Below are 15,883 nucleotides of genomic sequence, written 5' to 3'. Positions count from 1 at the left end.
TAAACGGACAAACAAAGTTAATCAACGCCTTGTACTATCAAGAGATAAAATAAATAAGATAATAATGGGAACACATATGGAAATAGCTCATTCACTGCAACAAATTCAATCCTCTTACATCCGAGAGATTTTAGCTGCAGCTACAGACAAGAATGTCATCTCACTTGCTGGTGGATTACCAGACGAAAAGACGTTCCCTATTGATTTAATGAAACCAACATTAGAAAGCCTGTCTGATATGCCAGAGGTCTTTCAATACGGTGCAACCGCAGGTTACGGTCCACTGTTAGAACTACTGACAGAAATGTACCAATTACCAGACACGCACATGCCAATGATCTGTACGGGTTCTCAGCAGGGGTTAGATCTTATTGCTCGAGCTTATGTCAACCCAAATGACACGGTTGTTATGGAAGCGCCGAGCTACCTTGGTGCAATGCAAGTCTTTGGTTTGGTTCAAGCAAACATCGCAACTGTATCTCAAACGGATTTTGGCCCTAATCTTGAAGAGTTAGAACAATGCTTTATTCAAGATTCACCAAAGATGTTCTATGCAGTACCTGATTTCCACAACCCAACAGGCGTATGCTGGTCTTTAGAAACACGCAAAAAAGTGGCTGAGTTGTGTATTAAATACAAAGTCGCTTTCATTGAAGATGCGCCATATCGTGAACTACGCTTTACTGGCGAAGCACTTCCAATGGTTTCAACTTTTTGTCCTGACGATTCTATTGTGCTGCGTTCATTCTCAAAAATTGCCTCTCCAGGTTTACGTATCGGTGCAGTCACAGGTAAGAAAAGCTATTTAGAGCCATTAATCAAGGTAAAACAAGGGGCAGATCTACACTCAAGCGTCCCAATGCAAGCTCTATTGGTTGGTCTATTAAAACACCCTGACTTTGGCCTACATATGGAACAAATTCAGTCACTATACAAACAACGTTATGACGTTTTATTCGCAGAGCTGAAAAAGCAATTGCCTGAAACTTGCATACTAAACCCTGTTGATGGTGGTATGTTTATTTGGTTATCTCTTCCCGATTGCGATACGTTTGCACTAGCAAAAACATTAATCGCCAATGGCGTTGCGGTTGTACCAAGTCCTGTTTTTTATCCAAAACCAGAAGGCGCACCGTCAGCACTACGCTTAAACTTTACTAATGCTAATGCTGAAGAGTTAGTTGAAGCGGTAAGTCGCTTAGCTAAAGTATTAAATGAGACCTTAAATTAGTCTTCTGCAATAACAAACTAATGGTCATAATTTTTATAATTTGAGTAGTATATAAATGAAAATATTCAGTAATTTTGAAAGTGGTAATATCCACGTAGTAGCGGCAAATACGCCAGATGATATCCAACTGACTATTCCTGCCGATAACCAAACTGAGATAGCTCAGTGGTTTCACTTTCGTTTAGAAAGCCAGCCTCAACAACAGCATTCATTTAAAATCCTAGATCTTGCAAAATCAGCTTATCCAGAAGGCTGGCAAGATTATGATGTTGTTGCTTCTTATGATCGTGAAGAATGGTTCCGCATTCCAACTGAATTTGATGGTGATACGCTTAGCTTTAATGTGATGCCTGAGTACCGTTCAATGTACTTCGCATACTTTGCACCTTACTCGTACGATCGCCATCAAGACTTACTGCACGGTGCACAAACCCACCACAGCTGTCAGTTAGAAACACTTGGTGTGACACTAGATAACAATGACATCAGTATACTAACTATTGGTGAGCCAGCCGAAGGTAAGAAGAACATCTGGATCACTGGTCGTCAACATCCTGGTGAAACAATGGCGGAATGGTTCATTGAAGGTTTATTATCACGCCTATTAGATGAAACTGACACCGTTGGTCGTGCCCTACTTGATACCTCTGTTTTCCATATCGTTCCTAACATGAATCCTGATGGCAGCATCCGTGGGCATCTACGCACTAACGCTATTGGTGTGAACTTAAACCGTGAATGGCAAACGCCATCAATGGAAAGATCACCTGAAGTATTTTTAGTTCGTGAACGTATGTTAGCAACTGGCGTAGATATGTTCTTAGATATTCACGGTGATGAAGCCATTCCATATAACTTCGTTGCAGGTAGTGAAGGCCTTCCTTCTTACAATGAACGTATTGCTGAATTAGAGAATACCTTTAAACAAGCGCTACTAACTATTACTCCTGAGTTCCAAGACGAGATTGGTTACGACAAAGATGCACCGGGCACTGCAAATTTAACCGTTGGTTCTAACTGGGTGGGCGAGCAATTCAAATGTCTTTCTTATACCGTTGAGATGCCATTTAAAGATCATATTAGCCATGCTGATGAACTTTACGGTTGGTCTCCAGAACGAAGCATTGCCTTTGGCCAAGACGTGTTAGCTGCTGTTTGGGCAACAGTTGGTAAGTTATAATCTATTTTAATAAATAACAAAAAAACGTCGCAAACATTACTCTGCGGCGTTTTTATTTAAACTCATTATCACTGTCAAAATAATTATCCAGTATCAGCGACTCATATTTTTCAATCCAAGAAGAATCTATTAAGTTAAGAATATTCATACCCATTTTAGACGTGTGCTTCTTATTATTTTCTAAAAATAACAAAGTGATATTAAGGTAACTCGAATTATATAGAAAAGTTCCGTCTTCGTAAAAAAGTGTAATAATGGATCTTTCTGTTTTATATTCAAGCAATTTCATGCAGCTACCAATGACAAGTGGCCGACTATTATTACAGACGCTCTCTACATCTTAATGGCATCTAAGAACATTCAATTTTTTAAAATGCTATGGTGAATTTTTATAACTACTTATCTTTTTACAGATACAACACTTCGATAGAAATACTTTTCACACAATTGAGGGTTCAATCTTCTTACTCCCGCTGAAATTGCTGAAATCACAACAACAGAAAATACTAATCTTCCCCAGAAAATTGTATTAAAATCTGCACCGATGAGCAGAATCAATAACGTGTCTTCTATTAAGCTGTGCAGTAAATTGAGTAACATAATAGCAGTAAATACATCTCTTGCTGGTATATGCCCTGTTTTGGCCTCATTAATCAATAAGCCCCCACCAAACGATAACCCTAGTGTAATGCCAATAATGGTTAAGTTGGTCGCCTCTTTACTGATCCCTAGTATTTTTAAAAAAGGCCTTAATAAAACCGCCATCAGTTTCTCAATTCCAAATAATTTCAGAATTTTCAACGTAAACAATAACCCAGAAATAACCCCGAAGTTTTTAAGTTGTCCGATTCCCCATGCAAGATAACTCGTATCGGTTACAGCATCGGGCTGCCATAAAGTCACAGCTGGTTGGTTAAGGTAATCACCCGTTTGGTAAGTTTGGTGAAGTAACCACGCAAGAACAAAACTACCACCAATCCTAATAAGTAAGGTCATAGATAAATTCACCCCTGCTTTTTTCGCTATCGCAGCTTCAATCGGTAACGAGTGGGCTAATAACATCATGCTGCCCAATATAGAGACTTGAGCCACACTTAATGGCATATCAGTATTAATGAAAACAATTAACCCACCGTAAATATTGGTTAATAACGTCGTTGCCCATACTAAGCCCATCTCCTTTGGTAAACCGACAGTTTCCATTAAGGGACTTAATAGATTGCTAAGAAGTACGATCCCTCCCATCTCTTCCACGACTTTAATAAGAAGAATGATTGGGATCATAATCTTAAATAGCGTCCATATTACGTTGATAATATCTCGAAAGAGTGTATTAAAAAAATGAAGAAAAGGAGTCATATCACGTCCATATGTGAATATAAGAAGACTCTATTCTATCAATTTAATCGTGATGAATATTTCAAAATTAGCTACAAAACCTACAGTTAATTTCTTATTTAATTTATCATAAGAAATATTAAGCACTCTAAATGGATTTATAAGAAATTATGGAATTGGACAGAATTGATCGTAATATCTTAATTCAATTACAAAAAAATAATCGAATTCCTAATGTTGAATTAGCCGAGCTTGTCGGCTTATCTGCTCCTGCCTGTTTAAAGCGTATTAAGAGATTACGAGATAGTGACGTAATTATTGGGGACGTATCAATCGTTAACCCTGAATTGGCAGGAAAGAAACTGACCTTTTTGGTCTCTGTAGAAATGGAGCGAGATCGAGGTGATATATATCAAAATTTCCGTCAATCAATAACAAAAGCACCAGAAGTAACCCAATGTTATAAAATATCTGGAAATTACGATTTCATGTTGATCATCATAGTTAAAGACATACAAGCCTATGAGCATTTTGTAGAGCGTGTACTTCATACTGATTTAAATATACGTAAATTTCACACTTCTATCTCACTAAGAACCATCAAATTCTCTACGGAAATTCAAATCACAGATAACTAACACATTAGTTTTAATAAACAGTAACAAAAAAGCCGATCAAATAATCGGCTTCTTTATTACTGTTTATTTCAGATCTATTGTTTAACTTTAGATTGAATCTCTGTACCGGCTTCTCTCAATAAATTAAACGGAGACATAATCACCCCTTTTACAGCTCCTTGAGTCGCTTGCTGAGAAAGATCTTCCGTCTTATCAATAATCTGATCCGCTTTTAGCATAATAGGTGGAACTTCTTTACGTAATCTTTCAGATTCTTTGATGATAGCCGGAATGGTAGTCACGCGGTATCCCTTACTCTCGACAAACGCTTTAGGAAAAACTTGCTCACGATAATGTTTTAATTCTACCAATGCGGTTGGGACTGTCTTTTCATTTACCACATTCATTACCGTGATAACGTCAGGCAAGGATTCAGTTCTAATAGACTTTACTTCATTAAGGATAAGAGGGATTTTACTGTCTACCGAAGCTACTGTTTGATTTACGCTATTAACTGTATTTTTAACCTCATCAACTAACGTCAATACTTGTGGACTTAACTCTTCAATGTGTTGAGCAAGCAATAGCCATTGTTCAATCTCCAGTTTATCGGCCGTTTTATTTACCTCGTCCATTAATTCAGGGTAACGCTCAACAACCGTATTAATTGAATGAGTAAAAGAATAAATGGTGTAACCTAAATAAAAAATTGAAACCGCCAATAAGGCTTGTATTGCTATTCCGAGTCTAGCCATAAGTATTATCCATAAAATAAGTTATCCTCCTACCTTACGACACCTACAGAAATAAATACAACTACTTATCTACATCAGGACTAAGCTAAAGCCAATAAAATACCACCAACTGTTAAGACTGCTGATACATACTGACCTGCTGAATAAGAAGTATCATTCTCCTCTTCAATTTTATCAGGATGGTCCATGCCCAACGCACCATGAGCAAAAGATTCGACTTGCTCAGTCACGTCTGCATTTTCTTGTTTGTTAAATTGATTGTCTCGTTCAATTTCTTGTAAAGCATACAATAATGCTTTGCCTTCATTGGATAACGATACCTTATTATCTTGAACCTTAATCGTATTCATTGATGAGGTCGATACAGGGACTAAACTCAAGTTAGCAGTAGGCTTTGCATAAGTATATGCCGCTGATTGAGTTGAGATTCCATTTAGCATTTACCGACCTCATAAAAATGATTATTTACCTAAATACTGTATCGGGAGTAATGTCGAAAACTTGTGACAATTTGATTATTTAACGAACAACTTTAGAGTTTGATCACTTTTTCTTTGCAACAAATTTCATTTTCCAACCTTCATGACTTGATCTTCTTTTTTAATCCGACTATATTAATCGTGTTTTTACGATTAACCAACGAGCTGATAATGAGAACTCAATGCCAACTGACTGACAAATGTACCTTTTCAACTTCAGAGCAAGATCTGAAGCAAGAGAAAGAATTTTCGATACTCGCTAAAGCATTAGCTCACCCTGCTCGTGTTCGTATTCTGAAGATTTTATCAACATTAGAAAAATCAGGTGGCTGTTTAAACAGTGATTTAGTTTCTGAACTCGGCTTAGCACAATCAACCGTATCAGAGCATTTACGCGTATTGAAGCAAGCAGGATTTATTACTGCCGAATCAATACCACCAAAAATGTGTTACCGAATTAACCGAGAGTGCATTGCTCAATTTGATCAATTAACGAATCAAATTTTAATGTAATTACCAACATAACAAGTTTAAACATCATCACGTTACTTATTTAGATCCTATAATTAGTATGAATAAGAACGTGATTATTTTTAGCTATATCAATCGTAATTCGACGATAATCGATTAATATAACTCTATTTATTAAATTAATCATTTACTAGATAAAGCCGTAAGGAGGTTTTATGCAACCTAAGCTCAGTTTTCTTGATCGATACTTAACACTATGGATTTTTCTAGCGATGGCTATCGGTGTTCTTATTGGCGTTCAATTCCCTCAAGTTGCAGAATGGAATGAATCTATGTCAGTCGGCACAACCAATATTCCTTTGGCTATTGGTCTAATTTTAATGATGTACCCACCACTTGCCAAAGTGAACTACAACCTATTAGGTACTGTAGTTAAAGACAAGCAAGCCATTACTCTATCATTGATCATGAACTGGATTGTTGGCCCTATTCTGATGTTCATTCTTGCGTTAACATTCTTAGGTGATCACCCTGGCTACATGGTTGGTATTATTCTCATCGGTCTTGCTCGTTGTATTGCGATGGTATTGGTATGGAACGATATTGGTGGCGGCAATAAAGAGTATGGCGCAGCACTAGTGGCGATTAACTCTGCATTTCAAATCGTAACGTATAGCTTTATGGCGTGGTTATTTATTAGTGTACTTCCTCCGGTGTTTGGTTATGAGAGCATGGTGGTTGATATTTCAATGATGGATATCGCCGAAAGTGTACTGATTTATCTAGGTATCCCTTTCCTTGCTGGATTTTTAAGCCGTAAAATCTTGGTCACGAAAAAAGGGGAAGAATGGTACAACACGGTTTTCATTCCAAAAATCTCACCTATTACATTGATTGCGCTGCTAGGTACTATTGTTCTTATGTTTAGCTTAAAAGGTGAAATGATCCTTGAGCTACCAATGGATGTGGTACGTATTGCTATTCCATTAGCAATCTATTTTATTTTGATGTTTTTCTCTAGCTTCTTTATCGGTAAGAAAATAGGGATCCCTTATGATAAAAATGCATCTATCGCATTCACTTCAACAGGCAATAACTTTGAGTTAGCCATTGCGGTATCTATTGCGGTATTTGGTTTGAATTCAGATCAAGCATTTGCAGGTGTGATTGGGCCTCTAATCGAAGTGCCAGTATTAATTGCCTTAGTAAATGTCGCATTAAGATTGAAAAGTACCTATGAAGTGAAAGCAGTGGCGTAATACAAAGATAAATTAATTATTACTCTCTGCCTTTACTAAAATGGGTCGTTGATATTATCTATCAACGACCCATTTTTTCATCTTTCTATTTTTATTGTTCTAAAAGTAACTATTCCACATTAATATTACGGTCTCGTTTGTCATACATGTCAGGCGTGGTATGAAAATTACCCGCATAACCAGCTTGTTGAAGCTTCTCTCGCACCGCTTTTACTTCTTCTATCGTCACAACCTCAGTGCGATCTCCTAAGTAGTTACGAATAAAAGAAATCAATTCAGACAACTGTGCGTCCGTTAATATATTTTGGAAGCTCACCATCGGCATAAAGTTTCTTTCTTCATTGAGATAACTTGGTTCTAATCCTCGAATAACCACCGCAATGGTATTGTATGGGTCTCGGTGCATGATAATACCGTTATTTAACAGTGTAGGTGCAATAGGATCTCGCCCTTTACCATCCTCTCCATGACACGCACCGCAGGTTGATACAAATAAAGGATACATATCAGATTGTTTGGCTTCTTCTGTGAATCCTGTTGGTTGCAGCTGCTTCGTATTTGGCGGAATAGTATTGTTCTCATCACCCACCAATAGATACGTCGCCATTGCTTCCACATCTTCACGAGTCATAAAGCTGGTGCTATTTTTAACCACATCAGCCATACCACCAAACGCAGACCCTTTATCTGAATGCCCAGTATGTAAGAAATCAGTCAGTGACTTAACATCCCAACGATCTTGATACAACTCACGAGATGAAATATCTGGCGCATTCCAACCATCAATAATATTACCTTGGAAGATCTTATCCGTTTCTAATGCCTGAGCAATATTACGTGGAGTATGACACTCCGAACAATGCCCAAGCCCCGCGACTAAGTATTTACCACGAGCCCAAATATCCGCCTCTTCTTTTGTTGACCCTTCAGGTATGTTGCTGGTTAAATCAAGAGGGTCTCTGTCCATGAAGGCGATATTCCACCCCAATAGTCCTAAGCGAATATTTGATGGGAACATCATGCTATTGTCGTCATTACGACGTGAAACCGCAGGAATTGATTGCAAGTAATCCCACAGTATTTTTACATCTTCTTCAGTTACGTATTGATAAGACGTATAAGGCATGGCAGGGTACAGATAGCCATGTTTTCCCTTGCCATCATAAAGTGCTGCTTTGAACTCTTCATAACTGTAATCACCAATTCCTTCGGTATAATGAGGCGTAATATTGGTTGAATACACGGTCCCAAATGGCGTAACAAAAGGCAGCCCTCCCGCAAAAGGTTCTCCTCCCTCGGCACTATGACAAGCAACACAATCCCCAGCATAAGCGAGGTATTCACCTTGGGTTAGTTCCTCTTTTGGAATTGCGGCCATTTTTTCATCGTAAGCAATACGTTGAGACGTAATAAATGCGCCTAACGCTAAAATATCGTTGTCACTTAATTGATCTTCAAACGCGGGCATGATGTTATTCAAACCATAATTAATCGTGTGCTGTATTTCTTCAATGCTTCCTCCATGCAACCACACATTATCAGATAAATTTGGTGCACCAATCGCTTGATTCCCCTTTGCATCGGCACCATGACACGCAATACAACTTTTCATAAATGCCGTTTTACCAAGATCTATTTTGACTGAAGGGGCATTTAGTGGTCGCTGTTGCAGAGAAGCAAGATAGTAAGAGATGTTTTGAATGTCCTCTTTAGGAAGAATATTTATCCACCCTGCCATTGCCCCATAACGTCCCTTTTTAATTGAATGCAAAATAGCGTCATCAGAGCCACCATATAACCACACATTATCAATTAAATTAGGAAAGTGTTTTTGTCCTTGCCCATTAGCACGATGACAAGCAGCGCAGTGGGTTTGAAATAGCCCTTTGCCAGAAGCCACAATATTAGATTCGGCAGCGAGTACCGTTAAATCTGTCTCACCTAATTGAGCTATTTGTTCATCCAAGGATTTATTGTGCTCTTGCACCGTATCATCACTTTGTTCCCATCCTAATAATCCTTGCCAACTCCCAAGTCCCGGATATAAAACGAGGAATACCAAAGAACAAGCAAAAGCAACAAAATACCCAACGAACATGATGCGTGGTGGTGGCCCATCGTTTTCATCAATATCATCAAATGAATCAATGGTTTTGTCTTTATCGGCAAGGTGATTAGTTCGCCAATATTTAATCACCACATAGACCATTAAGGCTAAGAAAATAACAGTAAGACTAATGACCCATATATTCCAAAATCCAGTCATAATTATTCTCCCTGATCTTGCATGGTATCAACACCCAAGCTCTGCAAATAACGGATTAACGCTTCACCTTGAGTTTTACCAACCACTTGAAGTCGAGCCCCATCAATGTCTGCATCCGTATAAGGCACACCAAGCGTACGTAGCGCTCGCATTTTGTCAGAAATAGCCTCTCCATCGAGTGTTTGCTCAAACAACCACGGATAACTTGGCATGATAGAAGTTGGTACCACATTTCGAGGGTTCATCAAATGAATCACGTGCCATTGATCGGAATACTTGCGTCCCATGTTGGTCAAATCAGGTCCGGTACGTTTTGAACCCCATAGATTTGGAAACTCATAAATATCATCCGCTTCTTTATTAGCACGACCATTACGCAGTATTTCGGCTTCTAACGGACGCACCATTTGGGTATGACAAACATGACACCCTTCGCTGATATAAATATCTCGCCCCGCAAGCTCTAGTGCGGTAAGCGGTTTAGCTAAGGATATTTTCTTCAAATCAGAAGCCATAAATACATTAGGCACAACCCAAACTAATAGCGAAAAAGACGCAACAATAACCGTTGAAAGAATTAAGATGAAAACCGATTGGGTAAAGTCTTTACTTAAGATCATGATTTACCCTCCATTGCCGTTGTGGGAACTGAATCTGAGGTAACCGTTTTATACAGATTAAAGACCATCATCAATAAACCGACCACAAAGAACACACCACCAAGGAATCGAACAAACAACCAAGGCGCTTTAAAGTCCATCGCCTCCACAAAACTGTAAGCGAGTGAGCCATTATCAAGTTGGGTAAGCCACATGTACCCTTCACCAATCCCTGCAACCCATAGAGCGATAGCATAAAGAGCAACCCCAATATGAGCGAACCAGAAATGCCATTTTAATAAACGGAGTGACCACAGATCTTCTTTTCCCCATAAACGAGGAATGAAATAATAGAATACAGCAATGGCAGACATACCCACCCAACCTAGAGCTGCTGAATGTACATGACCAATGATCCATTCGGTATTATGAGCAACCATGTTAAACCAACGGATCGCCAATAGTGGGCCTTCGAACGTGGCTAGACAGTAATAAAGAATGGCAGAGAAGAAGAACAACATTATGTAGTCTTTCTTCAGTTTTGCTTTGTTAGAAAGTAAGGTCATCGCACTATTGAATGCGCCAGCCCATGATGGGATCCACAAAATCAGCGACATGACGATACCAATATTTTGCACCCACTCTGGTACTGAGGAATAGATCAGATGATGCGTTCCCGCCCAGGTATAAAAGCCCACGAGTCCCCAAAAATGAATGATAGATAAACGGTAGGAATAAATAGGACGTTCTGACACTTTAGGAATAAAGTAGTAGTTCATGGCAATAATGCCCGCAGTTAACAAGAAACCTACTGCATTGTGACCCCACCACCATTGAACAATGGCATCTTGCGCACCTGCATAGACAGAATAAGATTTCCACATCGACACGGGTAATGCCAAATTATTAATAATGAAAATCATCGCGATAACAAGAATAAATGCCCCGAAAAACCAATTGGCGACAAAGATATGGCTGACGGTTCGTTTCGCAATAGTACCGAAGAACAAGACCGCATAGAGCACCCAAACTAAGGCGATTAATATATCTATTGGCCACTCTAACTCGGCGTATTCTTTCGTAGTTGTGTATCCTAATGGCAGGGTTATCAAGGCGAGAATTAAAATAAACTGCCATCCCCAGAAGACCATCCAAGAGAGGCTTTTATTAAATAATTCAATTTTGCTAGTTCGTTGAACAATGTAAAGCGAAGTACCCATCAAAATATTAACGACAAAACCAAAAATAACCCCCGATGTATGCAACGGGCGCAATCGACCGAACTGAAAATATTGTGAATCAAAATTGAGCGATGGCCAGTAAAGTTGAGCCGCTAACATAACACCAACACTCATACCAATGACGGCCCAAATAACGGCAGCAATAATAAAATAGCGTACAACTTTTGTATCGTAATCCCTGATATCTGTCATCGCCTTCACTCCATTTTATCTTGAGACTCAGAACCTAACATCGAGTAATAGTAGGCAATGTCTTTCATATCTTGATTAGATAAAGTATCTGCTTGCTGTTGCATTAGAATGGCTAACCCACTCGTTCTCTCGCGGGATTTATAATCTTTTAATGCAGAGACAAGATAAGAAGCACGCTGGCCTCGTAAGTTTGGGTAGGGATCAATCAATGCAATGCCATCAGCACCATGACAAGTCATACATACTTTGGCTTTTTGTTTTCCAATTTCAAACTGATTTGATTCTTCAGCAGAAAGAAAACCACTAAATAAAAAAGCAAAATAAACGACAAACCACTTATTCATATTTAAAACCCTTATGGATCAACAATAACAATAAGCGTAGATTATTTATTTTAAGCGTGCTTAATTTAGGTCGTATAAAATCATAAATATAAGTGCTAAATGTGACTTACTCGTGCACAAATCACCATTTTAAATAACCTAAATACAAGGTATAGGAGCTAAGGACTAATGTGATATTTCTTCTTTTTTCTCTGCATAACGTGCAATTAAATCGTCAATATTAAGTGGTTTATCAAAATAATAGCCTTGTAATAAATCACAACTATATTCTTTCAATTTCTCATGCTGCTCTAAGGTCTCAACCCCCTCAGCGACAACCTTCATGTGACATGAGGAACCAATCGCAATAATTGCCTTCACCAAGGTATCACTTTGTTTGTTATTTAATAACTTATCAACAAAAGAACGATCTATTTTGATTTCACTGATAGGCAAATTATTTAAGTAATTTAGTGAAGAATATCCTGTACAGAAATCATCTAGAGAAATGCCAAATCCTTGCGCCCTGAGTCTTTGTAATACAGGAGAAACCGTCGCAAGATCATCAATAAAAATATTCTCAGTGATCTCTAATGTCACCCTCTCGACATCAATTCCCGATCTTTGCACAATTGACATCACTCGTTGTTCAAAATCAATTCGAGCCAACTGCTTAGGTGAGATATTGATAGAAACCCCTATCGCATTTTTACCATTAGGCATTAAAGCCAGCGTATCTCTGCACGCTAAATGAAATACATAATCACCAATATCATGAATAACACCAATACGTTCAGCAACAGGAATAAACTCTAAAGGAGACACAATGCCTAATTCAGGATTATACCAACGACATAAGGCTTCAACCGACTCAATTTCTTGTGTTTCTGTATTGATTTGTGGCTGGTAAACCACGTTGATTTCATTTCTTTTTACCGCTCGATTAAGTTGGTTTTCAAGTAATGTATTATATTGAACCTGCTGATTAATATCAGCGTTATAAAACATTACATCCCCCTTACGCTGCTCTTTTGATTTATATAAAACAATATCGGCTTTCGATATCAGTTCTTCGGAGTTAGCGCCATGATCAGGATAGATTGAAACTCCAATAGAACATTTTGTAACAACAGCGACACCCCCCAATAAAAAAGGAGACATGAATAAGGTTTGAATTTGCCTAACTTTACATTTTGCTCCTTCCTGATTATCTAACATGGAAAAGCAAAATATAAATTCATCCCCACCAAAACGAGAAACACAATCATAGTTGCTAAGAATGCCTTCAAATCGTTGGCCAATTTGTCTTAATAGTTGATCCCCCGCAGCATGTCCATATTGATCATTAATGTGTTTAAAATCATCTAAATCAACAAAAACAACTGCTGCTTTCTTATTCTGTAGTTTTGATAACGCAATCAGTTTTTCTATATTTTCAGTAAGTTGCATACGATTAGGCAAATCGGTTAGTTGATCATATTTCGCCATATACTGCATTTCATTTCTGCTTAATTTTAATCGTTCAAAATCGTCAATAACCTGCCCCTCTAATGTCACAAAATGTCGATACACACGACGACCAACAATCACAGTTAAAAACATTAGAATGAGACTAAAAGGCAATGTTAACCCAAGCAGTTTTAATAAATCTTCATCCCCTTGCGCCACTAGCATTTTTTCTTTTTCTTTAATGAATGTTAAAACACGGTTAGTATGAAAACCGGTTCCAATGACCCAATCCCAGCCATCAATAACTCGGAAATAACTGATTTTAGGTCCGAGTAAATTCGCGCCTTCCACTAATTTATTGTTATAAAGTAAAAAACCTTTTTTCTCCGTCGCGTTAAATACAAGAATGATCGCAATAGGGAGATATTGCAGCACTCTTAATAATTTTCGTTTACTCAATAATTTCATGGTAGGTAAACTCAACATGGATAAAAAAACATCAAGCTCCTGCCTCAAACATTACAGTACGTCAAACCATAAAGTGAAAGGACTGTGCTTTTACCTACAAAGAGTTAAATAAACTGACTATTCAGACCTCCTGTAAGATCATTTTATTTACTGATTACCCTTTCATTGATCTAGATTAAGCCTTTGATGATGTATTTTTAACATCACCTGATACCCTAGCTTCTCAGCTTTTTATTGGTGTATGCAATGAAACCTTCTATCGAAAAAGTCTTACTTCAAATCGCATTGGATCTTAGCTCTAATTTATCAAGTGATTTACATTACCAACGTTTGATCTCTTCTATTCATCAAGTGTTTCCCTGTGATGCCAGTGCATTGTTTGTCTTAGACCATGATGGATGCTTAAAGCCAGTTGCCGTTCAGGGCTTATCTGCCGCGGTATTAGGCCGTTGCTTTCCACCAAAGGTGCACCCGAGATTACAAGCAATTTTAGAAAGTAAACACCCTGTTCGATTCGAATCAAACTCCGACTTACCAGACCCCTTTGATGGCTTATTATTGGTTGATGAACATATCAGTATTGAGGTGCATGATTGCCTAGGTTGTAGTTTATATGTAGAAGATACTTTAGTGGGCTTGCTCACCTTAGATGCGTTAGAGGTTGGTGCCTTTAAGAAGATAGATAATATAACCATTGAAACCTTCGCTGCATTAGCCGCTGCAACCCTACATAATAAGGCCTTAATTGAGACGCTTAAAAACAGCAATCAACAACAGAAATCTATCAACCAAGCCTTAATACAACAAGCTCGAAATCAAAAAGGCGAGTTGATTGGAATTAGCCCTAAAATTGAACGATTACGCAATAATATCAAAATGGTAGCGCATTCTGATTATGCAGTATTAATCAGTGGAGAAACCGGTTCTGGCAAAGAATTAGTCGCGCACTCAGTACATGAACAATCTTCTCGAAATGATCAAGCGATGATTTATGTAAACTGTGCGGCACTACCAGAATCTCTCGCGGAAAGTGAATTATTTGGCCATGTAAAAGGCGCATTTACTGGCGCAAATAACCATCGAGCAGGTAAGTTTGAATTAGCAGATAACGGTACGATCTTCTTGGATGAAATAGGTGAATTGCCTCTATTAATTCAAGCCAAATTATTACGTGTTATTCAACAAGGTGAAGTTCAGCGTGTTGGCTCCGATAAAAACGTAATGGTGAATGTGCGTATCATCGCCGCAACCAACCGAAATTTAGAGCAAGAAGTAGAAGCAGGACGCTTTCGAGCTGACTTATTCCACCGTTTAAATGTGTTCCCTATAAATGTGCCACCATTGCGTGATCGTGACGGTGATATTTCTGTTTTAGCGGGCTATTTATTAGATAAAGTTCGTACCCAATTTAACGTGCCTAATCTTCATATTCATCCACGTACATTAACTCATTTAGAGAGCAGTCCGTGGTTAGGAAATGTACGAGAACTTGAACATACGTTAATGCGTGCGGGGCTTCGTGCAATACAAGAAAGCGATACTAGCATTACTCTTGCGCACTTTTTAGGAGATGTGGAACATTCTGATGATGTCAAAATAACAACAAACTTACTACCTAAAGAGAGTAAGCCAATGAGAGAGCTAGTAGAAACCTATCAAAAACAATTAATTGAACACGCGTTATCCGAATCGAATGGAATTTGGTCACAAGCGGCCGAGTTCCTTCAAATGGACAGAGGTAATTTATATCGCATGGGGAAAAAGTTCGGGCTTTAGAGAATATGATAATTACCTCCTTGATGTATTAATAACAACATGGGCGTTGTTATTAATACATCAAATCTCTAAATGAAATAAAAATAACACTTTTAAATCAATAAGTTAAAACTGGCATACCCTGTGCAATAAGGAACTCATCAATGTCGATTCAAATCAAGACGGGTTCAGCAATCTTCTTATACAAAGTAGAACGCACTGAACTAGCATGATTTGGACAATATGTATTCAATGACTGG

General features: G+C 38.3%; 14 protein-coding genes. 6 read left to right on the top strand and 8 right to left on the bottom strand.

Annotation, left to right across the window (positions count from 1 at the left end):
• Nucleotides 1-76: 76 nt before the first annotated feature.
• Nucleotides 77-1,231 carry an aminotransferase-like domain-containing protein gene (locus BTO23_RS13135; protein WP_061003670.1) on the top strand — a complete coding sequence of 385 codons (1,155 nt, stop codon included), beginning with the start codon at nucleotides 77-79 and terminating at the stop codon, nucleotides 1,229-1,231.
• A gap of 55 nt (nucleotides 1,232-1,286) precedes the next feature.
• Nucleotides 1,287-2,411 (top strand): M14 family metallopeptidase, encoded by a 1,125-nt coding sequence (locus tag BTO23_RS13130; RefSeq protein ID WP_105063738.1) that lies wholly within the window; start codon nucleotides 1,287-1,289, stop codon nucleotides 2,409-2,411.
• A gap of 399 nt (nucleotides 2,412-2,810) precedes the next feature.
• Here BTO23_RS13130 and BTO23_RS13120 read toward each other — a convergent pair whose 3' ends face one another.
• Nucleotides 2,811-3,770, bottom strand: coding sequence for a hypothetical protein (locus BTO23_RS13120; RefSeq protein WP_105063737.1), 960 nt, complete (start codon nucleotides 3,768-3,770; stop codon nucleotides 2,811-2,813).
• 149 nt (nucleotides 3,771-3,919) lie between these two features.
• Between BTO23_RS13120 and BTO23_RS13115 the strand changes: the two genes are divergently transcribed.
• Entirely contained in the window at nucleotides 3,920-4,387 is a 468-nt protein-coding gene (locus BTO23_RS13115) for an Lrp/AsnC family transcriptional regulator (protein WP_105063736.1), read from the top strand.
• A 74-nt stretch (nucleotides 4,388-4,461) separates the two neighbouring features.
• On the opposite strand, the gene BTO23_RS13110 is transcribed toward BTO23_RS13115, so the two are convergent.
• Entirely contained in the window at nucleotides 4,462-5,121 is a 660-nt protein-coding gene (locus tag BTO23_RS13110) for a hypothetical protein (protein ID WP_060992183.1), read from the bottom strand.
• A gap of 80 nt (nucleotides 5,122-5,201) precedes the next feature.
• A complete protein-coding gene (locus BTO23_RS13105) occupies nucleotides 5,202-5,561 on the bottom strand; it encodes a hypothetical protein (RefSeq protein WP_061003662.1) in 360 nt (119 codons plus the stop codon).
• Nucleotides 5,562-5,771: 210 nt separating this feature from the next.
• Here BTO23_RS13105 and BTO23_RS13100 point away from each other — a divergent pair, with 210 nt between their 5' ends.
• Nucleotides 5,772-6,113, top strand: coding sequence for an ArsR/SmtB family transcription factor (locus BTO23_RS13100; RefSeq protein WP_060992181.1), 342 nt, complete (start codon nucleotides 5,772-5,774; stop codon nucleotides 6,111-6,113).
• A gap of 173 nt (nucleotides 6,114-6,286) precedes the next feature.
• On the top strand, nucleotides 6,287-7,330 hold the full coding sequence (arsB, locus tag BTO23_RS13095) for an ACR3 family arsenite efflux transporter (protein WP_105063735.1): 1,044 nt from the start codon (nucleotides 6,287-6,289) through the stop codon (nucleotides 7,328-7,330).
• Nucleotides 7,331-7,439: 109 nt separating this feature from the next.
• On the opposite strand, the gene ccoP is transcribed toward arsB, so the two are convergent.
• From ccoP to BTO23_RS13070, 5 genes are all read right to left on the bottom strand, one after another.
• On the bottom strand, nucleotides 7,440-9,596 hold the full coding sequence (gene ccoP / locus BTO23_RS13090) for a cytochrome-c oxidase, cbb3-type subunit III (protein ID WP_105063734.1): 2,157 nt from the start codon (nucleotides 9,594-9,596) through the stop codon (nucleotides 7,440-7,442).
• Nucleotides 9,597-9,598: 2 nt separating this feature from the next.
• Nucleotides 9,599-10,213: a cytochrome-c oxidase, cbb3-type subunit II gene (gene ccoO, locus BTO23_RS13085; RefSeq protein WP_105064269.1), complete on the bottom strand. Its 615-nt coding sequence runs from the start codon at nucleotides 10,211-10,213 to the stop codon at nucleotides 9,599-9,601.
• Nucleotides 10,213-11,628, bottom strand: coding sequence for a cytochrome-c oxidase, cbb3-type subunit I (gene ccoN / locus BTO23_RS13080; protein ID WP_061029639.1), 1,416 nt, complete (start codon nucleotides 11,626-11,628; stop codon nucleotides 10,213-10,215). The genes ccoO and ccoN overlap by 1 nt, the downstream gene beginning before the upstream one ends.
• A 5-nt stretch (nucleotides 11,629-11,633) precedes the next feature.
• Nucleotides 11,634-11,972: a c-type cytochrome gene (locus BTO23_RS13075; protein ID WP_060992176.1), complete on the bottom strand. Its 339-nt coding sequence runs from the start codon at nucleotides 11,970-11,972 to the stop codon at nucleotides 11,634-11,636.
• 165 nt (nucleotides 11,973-12,137) lie between these two features.
• The gene (locus tag BTO23_RS13070) at nucleotides 12,138-13,868 is read right to left on the bottom strand and encodes a putative bifunctional diguanylate cyclase/phosphodiesterase (protein WP_170066742.1); all 1,731 of its coding nucleotides are present in this window, start codon (nucleotides 13,866-13,868) and stop codon (nucleotides 12,138-12,140) included.
• Between the two features lie 246 nt (nucleotides 13,869-14,114).
• On the opposite strand from BTO23_RS13070, the gene norR reads away from it, so the two are divergent.
• Entirely contained in the window at nucleotides 14,115-15,644 is a 1,530-nt protein-coding gene (gene norR, locus BTO23_RS13065; RefSeq protein WP_105063732.1) for a nitric oxide reductase transcriptional regulator NorR, read from the top strand.
• The last annotated feature ends 239 nt before the right edge of the window (nucleotides 15,645-15,883 follow it).

This window comes from Aliivibrio sifiae (assembly GCF_002954715.1).
GTDB classification, from domain to species: domain Bacteria; phylum Pseudomonadota; class Gammaproteobacteria; order Enterobacterales; family Vibrionaceae; genus Aliivibrio; species Aliivibrio sifiae.
The sequence above is the reverse complement of the archived record's forward strand: the minus strand, read 5'-3'. Positions and strand labels throughout refer to the sequence as shown.

Coding starts and splice junctions, on each gene's coding strand:
- BTO23_RS13075 (WP_060992176.1), bottom strand. CDS start 11,972: ATGAATAAGTGGTTTGTCGTTTATTTTGCTTTTTTATTTAGTGGTTTT.
- BTO23_RS13120 (WP_105063737.1), bottom strand. CDS start 3,770: ATGACTCCTTTTCTTCATTTTTTTAATACACTCTTTCGAGATATTATC.
- arsB (WP_105063735.1), top strand. CDS start 6,287: ATGCAACCTAAGCTCAGTTTTCTTGATCGATACTTAACACTATGGATT.
- BTO23_RS13110 (WP_060992183.1), bottom strand. CDS start 5,121: ATGGCTAGACTCGGAATAGCAATACAAGCCTTATTGGCGGTTTCAATT.
- norR (WP_105063732.1), top strand. CDS start 14,115: ATGAAACCTTCTATCGAAAAAGTCTTACTTCAAATCGCATTGGATCTT.
- BTO23_RS13105 (WP_061003662.1), bottom strand. CDS start 5,561: ATGCTAAATGGAATCTCAACTCAATCAGCGGCATATACTTATGCAAAG.
- ccoP (WP_105063734.1), bottom strand. CDS start 9,596: ATGACTGGATTTTGGAATATATGGGTCATTAGTCTTACTGTTATTTTC.
- BTO23_RS13115 (WP_105063736.1), top strand. CDS start 3,920: ATGGAATTGGACAGAATTGATCGTAATATCTTAATTCAATTACAAAAA.
- ccoN (WP_061029639.1), bottom strand. CDS start 11,628: ATGACAGATATCAGGGATTACGATACAAAAGTTGTACGCTATTTTATT.
- BTO23_RS13130 (WP_105063738.1), top strand. CDS start 1,287: ATGAAAATATTCAGTAATTTTGAAAGTGGTAATATCCACGTAGTAGCG.
- BTO23_RS13070 (WP_170066742.1), bottom strand. CDS start 13,868: ATGAAATTATTGAGTAAACGAAAATTATTAAGAGTGCTGCAATATCTC.
- BTO23_RS13135 (WP_061003670.1), top strand. CDS start 77: ATGGAAATAGCTCATTCACTGCAACAAATTCAATCCTCTTACATCCGA.
- BTO23_RS13100 (WP_060992181.1), top strand. CDS start 5,772: ATGAGAACTCAATGCCAACTGACTGACAAATGTACCTTTTCAACTTCA.